Here is an 11,815-nt window from a genome sequence, read left to right as displayed (position 1 = left end):
GTAGCCAAGTCTATGCCTCCAAAAAATGGTTAGTCAGTATGTATCGCTGATGAGTTAGTCATGCTCCAACTCGATATCAATTCCCAGTGCTCTAATTTCCTTCAATAATACATTGAAGGATTCAGGCATTCCTGGGTCCATACGATGATCTCCATCGACTATATTTTTATAGATCTTTGTTCGACCTCCGACGTCATCTGATTTTACGGTTAACATTTCTTGTAAAGTGTATGCTGCACCATATGCTTCTAATGCCCATACTTCCATCTCACCAAAACGCTGACCACCAAACTGTGCTTTACCGCCAAGTGGCTGTTGAGTGACCAAACTGTATGATCCAGTTGAACGAGCATGCATCTTGTCATCAACCAAATGGTTTAACTTCAACATATACATGTAGCCTACAGTAACCGGATTATCAAATTTATTACCTGTTCGGCCATCTATCAACACGGTCTTACCATCTGCTGGCAAATCTGCTAACTGCAACATACTTTTGATTTCTTGCTCAGTAGCACCATCAAAGACGGGGGTTGCCATCGGCACACCAGCTCTCAGGTTATCCGCCAGTGTCATTAATTCATCATCATTGAGGCATTTCAAATTAACACGCTGCACTCCGTCATGATTATAAATTTTCTCAAGGTATGCTTTTATTGCTTCAGGTGTTTGCTTTTCATCAAGCATCTGTGCAATCTTTCTTCCTAATCCTTTGGCAGCTAGTCCCAGATGCGTTTCAAGAACCTGGCCAATATTCATTCGCGATGGTACGCCCAATGGATTAAGAACGATATCTACAGCCGTTCCATCTTCCATATGTGGCATATCTTCAACTGGAACAACAATGGAGATCACACCCTTGTTTCCATGACGACCTGCCATTTTATCTCCAGGCTGAATTCTTCTTTTAACAGCCAAATACACTTTAACAATTTTTAATACACCAGGAGCTAAATCGTCTCCCTGGATAATTTTCTTTCTACTGTCATTAAAGCGCTTTTCCATTTCTTTTGTTAAAAGTTCCAGTTGCTTGGATAATTGTTCAAGTTGCTGACTAATTGCGTCATCTTCTATACGAATATCAAACCACTTTTCTCTTTCAACTTTGTCTAGGTAATCCTGGGTGATTTTAGATCCAGGCTTTAGGCTTCCAGGACCGCCTGTTGCCACCTTATCCAACAGCAAATGAGAAACTCTATGATAGATATCTTCTTCACGAATACGCCGTTCGTCTATTAAATCCTTGCGAACTCGAGCTAGATGCTCTTCTTCAATGCTTTTAGCACGGGCATCCTTTTCAAGTCCATCACGGGTAAAGACTTGTACATCGATCACTGTTCCATTCATACCTGATGGAACTCTCAAAGATGAATCTTTAACATCTGAAGCTTTTTCACCAAAGATAGCTCTTAACAGTTTTTCTTCTGGAGTTAGTTGGGTTTCTCCTTTAGGAGTTACTTTCCCCACAAGAATATCACCTGCTTTAACTTCTGCACCTATGTAAACAACTCCAGATTCATCCAAATTGGAGAGTGCAGACTCGCCTACATTGGGAATATCTGCTGTAATTTCTTCTGTACCTAATTTGGTATCTCGAGCTATACATGTTAACTCTTCGATGTGAATAGTAGTGAATCTGTCGTCATGAACGATTCGTTCAGATATAAGAATGGAATCCTCAAAGTTATAACCATTCCAAGGCATAAACGCTACCAGTAGATTCTGTCCAAGAGCCAATTCACCCATATCTGTACATGGACCATCAGCCAGGACATCACCTCGTTGAATTCGATCACCTGTTGATACTATCGGTCTTTGATTGATACAAGTATCTTGGTTAGAACGGAAATACTTGGTTAAGTTATAAATATCTACCCCTGTTTCCCCTGCTGTTGTTTCATCGTCATTCACTCGAACAACAATACGAGAAGCATCAACTAGATCAATAACTCCACCTCTCTTCGCAACAACTGAGACTCCTGAATCAGATGCAACGATTCTTTCCATACCGGTCCCAACCAAGGGCTTTTCTGAACGCAAGGTTGGTACAGCCTGTCGTTGCATGTTTGAACCCATTAATGCTCTGTTTGCGTCATCGTGTTCTAAAAACGGAATCAATGAAGCAGCAACTGACACAATTTGCTTGGGCGAGACATCCATGTAGTTAATTTTATCCGGAGTAGTCAGTGAAAATTCATTTTGATGTCTGCAAGGAACTAAGTCAGCAAGAATATTTCCTTGTGCGTCTAACTCAACATTGGATTGTGCAATGTATTGATCAACTTCCTCAATAGCCGATAGGTATTCAACTTCATCTGTCACACGCCCATTAACGACCTTTCGACAAGGAGTTTCAATAAATCCATATTCGTTAGTTCTTGCATAAACTGACAGTGAATTGATTAGACCAATATTTGGTCCTTCAGGCGTTTCAATTGGACACACACGACCATAGTGTGTTGTATGTACGTCACGGACTTCAAATCCAGCCCGCTCACGTGTTAAACCACCTGGCCCAAGAGCTGATACACGTCTTTTATGCGTAACACCAGATAATGGATTCACTTGATCCATAAACTGTGATAACTGACTGGATCCAAAAAACTCTTTAATTGCGGCGGATACTGGTTTTGCGTTAATTAAGTCCTGTGGCATCAGATTTTCAGATTCAACCAAACTTAAGCGCTCTTTAACAGCACGTTCAACTCGAACAAGACCTACTCTAAACTGATTTTCGGTCATTTCGCCAACACTTCTTACCCTACGATTTCCTAGATGATCGATATCATCAACCATCCCTATACCGTTTCGAATATCTATCAGTGTTTTAATGACAGATAAAATATCTTCTTTCGTTAAAGTGCCTGGGCCTTCGTCACTCTTAATTCCTACGCGACGATTAAATTTCATTCTGCCAACAGCAGATAGATCATATCTTTCTTCAACAAAGAATAGATTTTTGAATAGTGCCTCAGCAGCTTCTTTTGTAGGAGGCTCTCCAGGGCGCATCATGCGGTAAATTTCAACGAGCGCTTCTAGTTGTGACCCTGTGGGATCAATTTTTAATGTATCCGATATGTAAGAACCATGATCCAAATCATTAGTATAGATCATATCAATTTGTAAAATACCATGGTTAGCCATAGCATCTAAAAGCTCTTCCGTTATCTCATCATTCGCTTGAGCCAGAAATTCACCGGTTGAGGTATCAATAATATTTTTTGCTAATGTTTTTCCAATTAAATAGTCTCTTGGCACCACAAGATCCTGCATTTGGCTTTTTTCCATTTGCTTTATATGTCTTGCAGTAATTCGACGACCTTGCTCTACGATAAGCTCTCCTGTCTCAGGAACATGAATGTCGAATGAGGCGATTTCACCACGCAAACGCTGTGGAATTAAATCGATATGGTATTCGCCATTTTTTAGATGACAATGAGTTGTTTCAAAAAATTCGCTTAATATATCTTCTGCTTCGTAGCCCAATGCTCTGAGCAAAATGGTCACTGGCAGTTTTCGACGTCTGTCAATACGTACATAAACGCAATCTTTAGGATCGAATTCAAAATCTAACCATGAACCACGATAAGGTATTATTCGTGCGGAATAGAGCAATTTACCTGAAGAGTGAGTTTTTCCCTTGTCATGTTCAAATATAACTCCAGGCGAACGATGTAATTGTGAAACAACAACACGTTCAGTTCCATTGACCACAAACGTACCAACGTCGGTCATTAGGGGAATTTCCCCCATAAAAACATCTTGCTCTCTAATATCCTTTATAGGCTTAGGATCATCGCTTGCATCTTTATCAAGCACAACGAGTCTGATCTTGACTCTTAGAGGAGCTGAGTAAGTTAGCCCTCGTAGTTTGCATTCGCGAACATCAAATGCAGGCTCTCCAAGCTTGTATCCGACGTATTCAAGTCTTGCATTGCCAGAAAAGCTTTCGATAGGAAATACAGAAGAAAATGCAGCATGCAATCCCGTATTCAGTTGTTCGCTTAATTTAGTATCAGTTTGAAGAAAATCCCTGTAGGATTTAAGTTGAATTTCAAGCAGATTCGGTATTGGCATTATATCTGTCTGCTTACCAAAGCTTTTGCGAAATCGTTTTTTCTCAGCATGCGAATATTGAGGTTTAGCTTCTGCAACTGCCATGGTGGTTCCTCTGTAAATTATTGATGATTTTCAAACGAGTAAACCCAGCCATGTGAACATGGCTGGGTTCTTAAATACTGCTATATTTTAATTATTTAACTTCTACTGTAGCACCAGCTTCTTCAAGCTCTTTCTTGATACTGGCAGCTTCATCTTTTGATACACCTTCTTTAACAGTTGATGGTGCACCTTCTACTAAGTCTTTAGCTTCTTTCAAGCCCAGACCAGTTATACCACGAATTGCCTTGATTACGTTTACCTTGTTAGAACCAAAGCTGGTCATTACAACAGTAAACTCAGTTTGTTCTTCAGCAGCAGCGGCACCAGCACCTGCAGCGGGTGCTGCAACAGCTACGGCAGCAGCGGCAGCAGAAACATTAAATTTTTCTTCCATTGCCTCGATTAATTCAACAACTTCCATCACTGTCATGTTAGAAATTGTTTCTAAAATTTCGTTTTTTGATACAGCCATTACTAGCTCCTAATTAAAATTAAATAATGATTAAGCGGGATTGCCTGCTTTCTTGTCCTTTACAGCAGCAAGAGTTCTAGCCAACTTGGCATGTGGCTCTGCAAGTGTGCGAACAAATTTCTCAATTGGCGCTTTCATCACATACATTAACTTGGATATTGCCTCATCGCGTGTTGGCAAGCTCGCAACGGCATCAATTTGATTTGCGTTGTATACCTTCCCGCCAACTGATAATGCTCTAATCTCAAGTTTTTCAAATGTTTTTGCGTAATCTTTCAGTAGCCTTGCAGCATCACTTGGTGCTTCCAGTGACAATGCAATAAATACTGGACCTACAAGTAAGTCATTCAAGCATTCAAATTCAGTGTTTTTAAACGCTCTTCTTGTTAGTGTATTTCGCACCACACGAAGATAAACACCGGATTTCCGTGCTTCACTACGCAATTGCGTCATTTGATTTACAGTTAACCCACGATAATCAGCAACCACTGCTGAAATAGCCTTTGACGCGACTGCAGTCACTTCTTCAACAACGGCTTTTTTTGCAGCTAAATTTAATGTCACGTTACTGACCTCCTAATATGTACAAATCTCATGGACTTGACAGTTATGGTGGCCGTCTCTTTATTAAGGAGCCGGTTCACCGTCTGCGCAGGAAATTAAGCCTAGGCACCTGCGGTCTTCGACGGCATGGAACCTAATCTATGCCGTGAATTCTTAAAAATGGGATGATATGTTACACAGGTATTGATGAAATATCAATAGGTAACCCAGGTCCCATTGTTGTAGATAAAGATATTTTCTTCAGATATTGCCCTTTAGAGGATGCTGGCTTTGCCTTCTTCAGATCATTGATTAACGCAACTACGTTTTCAAGAACATCTTCAGGAGCAAAATCTGCCTTTCCAACAGTACAATGAATGATTCCATTTTTATCAGTTCTATATCTTACTTGTCCTGATTTAGCATCATTAACCGCTGCTTCCACGTTAGTTGTTACTGTTCCAACCTTAGGATTGGGCATAAGTCCCCTCGGTCCCAAAATCTGTCCGAGCTGACCTACGATTCTCATAGCATCTGGAGTTGCAATAACAACATCAAAATTCATTTCGCCTGCTTTGATTTTATCAGCCAGATCTTCAAACCCGACTATATCGGCACCTGCAGCAGTTGCTTTAGCAGCATTATCACCTTGGGCAAAAACGGCAACTCGTACTGTTTTTCCTGTACCTTTTGGCAGATTGGTGGAAGATCGTACTACTTGATCCGACTTACGAGGATCAACTCCTAAATTAATACTGATATCAAGGCTCTCACGAAATTTTTTTGATGCAAATTGCTTTAGAATAGCTACAGCATCAGCAACTGTATAGAGTTGATTTGGCTTAATAACTTCCGCTATTTTCTTTTGTTTCTTAGTTAATTTTGACATAGTAACCCCTTATTCCAAACCTTCAACTTCAATACCCATGCTGCGTGCTGTACCTGCAATACTTCTTACTGCCGCTGCTAGATCAGCCGCTGTCAGATCAGGTTTCTTGACCTTAGCAATTTCTTCAAGTTGACTAACATTCAGTTTGGCTACTTTTTTAGTATTTGGTGTGCCACTTCCGCTTTGAATACCAGCAGCCTTTTTCAGAAGAACTGAAGCTGGAGGGGTCTTGGTTATAAAGGTAAAACTACGATCACTATATACAGTGATAACAACTGGAATAGGCAGACCTTGTTCCATTTGCTGTGTCGCAGCATTGAATGCTTTACAGAATTCCATAATATTTACCCCACGTTGACCTAAAGCAGGTCCAACTGGAGGGCTAGGATTTGCTTTTCCTGCAGGAATCTGTAATTTAATATATGCTTCTACTTTTTTTGCCATTATTACTCCTTATGGGTCATGCGCTAGCTTTTATTGAATTAGCATTTTCAATTAAGTTCTAGCTCCCCGGTTTTGTAAAACCTTTAAATTTAAATTCTTATCTAAATCATTTATGTTTTTTCTACTTGACTGAACTCAAGTTCTACTGGAGTTGAGCGTCCAAAAATAAGAACGGCGACTCTTAGTCTGTTTTTCTCATAATTGACCTCTTCAACAACTCCATTAAAGTCAACAAATGGACCTTCTTTCACTCTGATTACTTCTCCAGGCTCAAATAGTATCTTTGGCCTTGGCTTAGTTACGCCATCTTCAACTCGTTGCATAATGGCCTGAGCTTCTTTATCAGAAATCGGAGTCGGGGTTTGGCTGGTTCCTCCAATAAAGCCTAGAACTCTGGGTATGCCTCTAACCATGTGCCATGTTTGATCATCCATTACCATATGAACGAGTACATAGCCTGGGAAAAATTTGCGGGTACTTTTACGCTTTTGGCCTGAACGCATTTCAACAACTTCTTCTGAAGGTACAACTACCTCGCCTATTTTATCTTGTAAATTGTGGTGTTTTGCACGAGATGTTATTTCGCGCATGACAAAATTTTCATATCCTGAATAGGCATGTACAACGTACCACTGTTTTGCTTTGTTTTCCTCAACCATATTCACCCTAAATGTGTTAACTTAGCAATTGCCCACATCATGATTGAATCTACTCCCCAGAGTATAAATCCTGTCAATCCAACCATCACCATTACTATAGTAGTTGTTTGTATTGTTTCTTGCCGTGTAGGCCAAACCACTTTTAATAATTCAACTTTTGCTTCTTGCGCAAACACAAAGACTCTTTTACCTGTTGTTGTTAAGTAACCCAAGAAAAGGATCAAAATAAGCCAAGCAAGCCATATTATCGATTGAATTGGTCCTGTGAACGTATAATAGTAAGTACATACAAAAGCTCCTGCCGTAGCTAATATGATAGCTAGCCAGGACATTATATCTTTCATCTTACCTTGATTTTCGTTTGAACTTTTCATATTTACTTGTAGTTGGCAGGCCAGGAGGGAATCGAACCCCCAACCTGCGGTTTTGGAGACCGCCACTCTGCCAATTGAGCTACTGGCCTAAATTTTATTGACATGAGCCATGTATATAAGGCTCATGCCACTTTTGTACTTTTTTCTATTACTCGATTATTTTAGCGACTACACCGGCGCCAACAGTTCGGCCACCCTCTCTAATTGCGAATCTTAAACCTTCATCCATCGCAATCGGAGCATGCAAGCTAACAACTAATTGCACATTATCTCCAGGCATTACCATTTCAACTCCTGATGGCAAGTCACAAGTACCTGTCACGTCAGTGGTTCTGAAATAGAATTGTGGACGGTATCCATTAAAGAATGGAGTGTGACGTCCGCCTTCTTCCTTGGATAATACATACACTTCTGCTTCAAACTTGGTGTGTGGCTTGATGGTTCCTGGCTTCGCCAATACCTGTCCACGCTCCACTTCATCTCGCTTCGTACCTCGTAATAACACACCAACGTTATCACCAGCTCGACCTTCATCAAGTAATTTACGGAACATCTCAACACCCGTACAAGTCGTCTTTTGGGTGTCTCTTATTCCAACAATTTCAACTTCCTCACCAACTTTAACAATTCCACTCTCTACACGACCAGTTACCACTGTTCCGCGTCCAGAAATTGAAAATACGTCTTCAATCGGCAACAAAAATGGCTTGTCTATGTTTCTAACTGGCTCAGGAATGTATGAATCCATTGTTTCAACCAATTTCTCAATAGCCTTAACGCCTATATCACTGTCTTCACCTTCCAATGCTTTCAAAGCTGAACCAACAACAATAGGTATGTCATCCCCTGGGAAATCGTAACTGCTTAATAAATCTCGCACTTCCATTTCCACTAACTCTAATAACTCAGGGTCATCAACCATATCCGCTTTGTTCATGAACACAACAATATATGGAACACCTACCTGGCGAGACAATAGAATGTGTTCCCTCGTTTGTGGCATAGGACCATCAGCTGCTGATACAACCAGTATCGCTCCGTCCATTTGCGCAGCACCAGTAATCATGTTCTTAACATAGTCAGCATGTCCCGGGCAGTCTACGTGTGCATAATGTCTGCTCGCTGATTCGTATTCAACATGTGCTGTAGAAATAGTAATCCCACGCTCTCTTTCTTCTGGCGCAGCATCAATTTGATCGTACGCCTTCGCTGTACCACCATATTTCTTCGCCATAATCGTTGTAATAGCTGCTGTCAATGTCGTCTTACCATGGTCTACGTGACCAATCGTGCCCACGTTTACGTGCGGCTTCTTACGTTCAAATTTTTCCTTCGCCATCGGAAAGTCTCCCCGTTTGCTAATTTATATTACATGGTGCCCACAACTGGACTCGAACCAACGACCTCTTCCTTACCAAGGAAGTGCTCTACCGCCTGAGCTATGTGGGCTTTCATATCAGCTTGCTAACTCACACCAACAAGCAAATACTATTCACTACTTTGGAGCGGGTGATGGGAATCGAACCCACGCTATCAGCTTGGAAGGCTGAAGTTCTACCATTGAACTACACCCGCTTTCTAACTTCTCTCTTAACTGGTGGAGGGGGAAGGATTCGAACCTTCGAAGGCTGAGCCGTCAGATTTACAGTCTGATCCCTTTGACCGCTCGGGAACCCCTCCAAAAAGAACGCTATTGTCTTTTAAGATGAATGGATTGTCAACATTTTTAGTCAACGTTTAGCCCTATTTAGATGGTGCTGGCACCAGGAATCGAACCCGGGACCTACTGATTACAAGTCAGTTGCTCTACCAACTGAGCTACGCCAGCATATTCTTTACATATGATAGGTTAGCGCTTATTTAATTTATATTATGCGTATACAACTAACCTATTTTAATTTAGTCGGCTTTACATGCCACACTATAAAATAAAACCCTGGCGATGACCTACTTTCGCATGAGGAAGCCTCACACTATCATTGGCGCGGAAATGTTTCACTTCTGAGTTCGAGATGGTATCAGGTGGTTCCAAATCGCTATAGTCGCCAGGAAAACTGGTTTACCTGAGGCTTTGATTGCTTTATTAAGCCACAGGTTTGGTAAAGAGTCAGAGTTTACACGATACTTATCAGGTATACAAATCAATATCATATTCTGAAGTTACTCAGATTATATGGTCAAGACAATCAGCCAATTAGTACAAGTTAGCTTCACGCATTACTGCGCTTCCACACCTTGCCTATCAACGTCGTAGTCTTCAACGGGCTTCATGGGAAAACTCATCTTGAGGGAGGCTTCCCGCTTAGATGCTTTCAGCGGTTATCCCGTCCGAACTTAGCTACCCGGCCATGCCACTGGCGTGACAACCGGTGCACCAGAGGTTCGTCCACTCCGGTCCTCTCGTACTAGGAGCAGCTCCTCTCAATTTTCCTACGCCCACGGCAGATAGGGACCGAACTGTCTCACGACGTTCTAAACCCAGCTCGCGTACCACTTTAAATGGCGAACAGCCATACCCTTGGGACCTGCTTCAGCCCCAGGATGTGATGAGCCGACATCGAGGTGCCAAACACCGCCGTCGATATGAACTCTTGGGCGGTATCAGCCTGTTATCCCCGGAGTACCTTTTATCCGTTGAGCGATGGCCCTTCCATTCAGAACCACCGGATCACTAAGACCAACTTTCGTTCCTGCTCGAGCCGTCACTCTCGCAGTCAAGCACCCTTTTGCCTTTACACTCTTGGTACGATGTCCGACCGTACCGAGGGTACCTTTGTGCTCCTCCGTTACTCTTTGGGAGGAGACCGCCCCAGTCAAACTACCCATCATACACTGTCCTCATCCAGGATTACTGGACCAAGTTAGAACCTCAATAACAACAGGGTGGTATTTCAAGGGCGGCTCCATGAGAACTAGCGTCCTCACTTCACAGCCTCCCACCTATCCTACACAGTCATCATCAAAGTCCAGTGCAAAACTATAGTAAAGGTTCACGGGGTCTTTCCGTCTAGCCGCGGGTACACTGCATCTTCACAGCGATTTCAATTTCACTGAGTCTCGGGTGGAGACAGTGTGGCCATCGTTACGCCATTCGTGCAGGTCGGAACTTACCCGACAAGGAATTTCGCTACCTTAGGACCGTTATAGTTACGGCCGCCGTTTACCGGGGCTTCGATCAAGAGCTTCTCCGAAGATAACCCCATCAATTAACCTTCCGGCACCGGGCAGGCGTCACACCCTATACGTCTTCTTACGAATTTGCAGAGTGCTGTGTTTTTAATAAACAGTCGCAGCCACCTGGTCTCTGCGGCCCTCTCCAGCTCTGAAAGTAAATCCCATCACCAGAAAGGGCGTACCTTCTCCCGAAGTTACGGTACCATTTTGCCTAGTTCCTTCACCCGAGTTCTCTCAAGCGCCTTAGTATTCTCTACCTGTCCACCTGTGTCGGTTTGCGGTACGGTTCTCTATAAGTTATGGCTAGCAGCTTTTCCTGGAAGCCGGGCATCAATGACTTCTCTGTACCAAAAGGTCAGAACCACTTCGCACCTCAGAGTTATGGAAAACCGGATTTGCCAAGTCTTCCCCCCTACATGCAAGTACCAGGACAACCAACGCCTGGCTCACCTAGCCTTCTTCGTCCCCACTTCACCACTTATAAAAAGTCCAGGAATATTAACCTGGTTCCCATCGACTACGCTCTTCAGCCTCGCCTTAGGGGCCGACTCACCCTGCTCCGATTAACGTCGTGCAGGAAACCTGGGACTTCCGGCGTGTGGGCTTTTCACCCACATTATCGTTACTCATGTCAGCATTCGCACTTCTGATACCTCCAGCACACTTCTCAATGCACCTTCATCAGCCTACAGAACGCTCCCCTACCACGTGCGCCTTCGCGCACATCCGCAGCTTCGGTGACTAGTTTTAGCCCCGTTACATCTTCCGCGCAGGCCGACTCGACCAGTGAGCTATTACGCTTTCTTTAAAGGGTGGCTGCTTCTAAGCCAACCTCCTGGCTGTCTATGCCTTCCCACATCGTTTCCCACTTAACTAGTACTTGGGGACCTTAGCTGGCGGTCTGGGTTGTTTCCCTCTCCACGACGGACGTTAGCACCCGCCGTGTGTCTCCCGTGATTCAATTAGCCGGTATTCGGAGTTTGCATCGGTTTGGTAAGCCATGACAGCCCCCTAGCCGAAACAGTGCTCTACCCCCAGTAATCATTCACGAGGCGCTACCTAAATAGCTTTCGGGGAGAACCAGCTATCTCCGGGCTTG

8 protein-coding genes, 5 tRNA genes and 2 rRNA genes (1 of these 15 only partly in view) are annotated in these 11,815 nt (G+C 43.0%); all 15 read right to left on the bottom strand.

Features of this window, described 5'->3' with window-relative positions; all coding sequences use genetic code 11:
- Window positions 1-54 precede the first annotated feature (54 nt).
- Window positions 55-4,161, bottom strand: coding sequence for a DNA-directed RNA polymerase subunit beta (gene rpoB / locus LPG_RS01610; RefSeq protein ID WP_010946073.1), 4,107 nt, complete (start codon window positions 4,159-4,161; stop codon window positions 55-57).
- A 91-nt stretch (window positions 4,162-4,252) separates the two neighbouring features.
- The gene (gene rplL, locus LPG_RS01605) at window positions 4,253-4,633 is read right to left on the bottom strand and encodes a 50S ribosomal protein L7/L12 (RefSeq protein WP_010946072.1); all 381 of its coding nucleotides are present in this window, start codon (window positions 4,631-4,633) and stop codon (window positions 4,253-4,255) included.
- Between the two features lie 30 nt (window positions 4,634-4,663).
- Complete coding sequence (gene rplJ / locus LPG_RS01600) at window positions 4,664-5,197, bottom strand: 50S ribosomal protein L10 (RefSeq protein WP_010946071.1); 534 nt, start codon at window positions 5,195-5,197, stop codon at window positions 4,664-4,666.
- A 172-nt stretch (window positions 5,198-5,369) separates the two neighbouring features.
- A complete protein-coding gene (gene rplA, locus LPG_RS01595; protein WP_010946070.1) occupies window positions 5,370-6,065 on the bottom strand; it encodes a 50S ribosomal protein L1 in 696 nt (231 codons plus the stop codon).
- Between the two features lie 9 nt (window positions 6,066-6,074).
- Entirely contained in the window at window positions 6,075-6,509 is a 435-nt protein-coding gene (gene rplK / locus LPG_RS01590) for a 50S ribosomal protein L11 (RefSeq protein WP_010946069.1), read from the bottom strand.
- A gap of 110 nt (window positions 6,510-6,619) precedes the next feature.
- On the bottom strand, window positions 6,620-7,168 hold the full coding sequence (nusG, locus tag LPG_RS01585) for a transcription termination/antitermination protein NusG (RefSeq protein ID WP_014840953.1): 549 nt from the start codon (window positions 7,166-7,168) through the stop codon (window positions 6,620-6,622).
- 2 nt (window positions 7,169-7,170) lie between these two features.
- Window positions 7,171-7,542 (bottom strand): preprotein translocase subunit SecE, encoded by a 372-nt coding sequence (secE, locus tag LPG_RS01580; protein ID WP_010946067.1) that lies wholly within the window; start codon window positions 7,540-7,542, stop codon window positions 7,171-7,173.
- A 13-nt stretch (window positions 7,543-7,555) separates the two neighbouring features.
- Window positions 7,556-7,631 (bottom strand) — tRNA-Trp (locus tag LPG_RS01575).
- 59 nt (window positions 7,632-7,690) lie between these two features.
- On the bottom strand, window positions 7,691-8,881 hold the full coding sequence (tuf, locus tag LPG_RS01570) for an elongation factor Tu (protein ID WP_010946066.1): 1,191 nt from the start codon (window positions 8,879-8,881) through the stop codon (window positions 7,691-7,693).
- Window positions 8,882-8,915: 34 nt separating this feature from the next.
- Window positions 8,916-8,991 (bottom strand) — tRNA-Thr (locus tag LPG_RS01565).
- 52 nt (window positions 8,992-9,043) lie between these two features.
- Window positions 9,044-9,117 (bottom strand) — tRNA-Gly (locus tag LPG_RS01560).
- Between the two features lie 20 nt (window positions 9,118-9,137).
- Window positions 9,138-9,222 (bottom strand) — tRNA-Tyr (locus LPG_RS01555).
- A 72-nt stretch (window positions 9,223-9,294) separates the two neighbouring features.
- Window positions 9,295-9,370 (bottom strand) — tRNA-Thr (locus LPG_RS01550).
- A 106-nt stretch (window positions 9,371-9,476) separates the two neighbouring features.
- A 5S ribosomal RNA gene (gene rrf, locus LPG_RS01545) occupies window positions 9,477-9,592 on the bottom strand.
- A 123-nt stretch (window positions 9,593-9,715) separates the two neighbouring features.
- A 23S ribosomal RNA gene (locus LPG_RS01540) occupies window positions 9,716-11,815 on the bottom strand; it runs 793 nt beyond the window's last position.

This window comes from Legionella pneumophila subsp. pneumophila str. Philadelphia 1 (genome assembly GCF_000008485.1).
Classification (GTDB): Bacteria; Pseudomonadota; Gammaproteobacteria; order Legionellales; family Legionellaceae; genus Legionella; species Legionella pneumophila.
The sequence above is the reverse complement of the archived record's forward strand: the minus strand, read 5'-3'. Positions and strand labels throughout refer to the sequence as shown.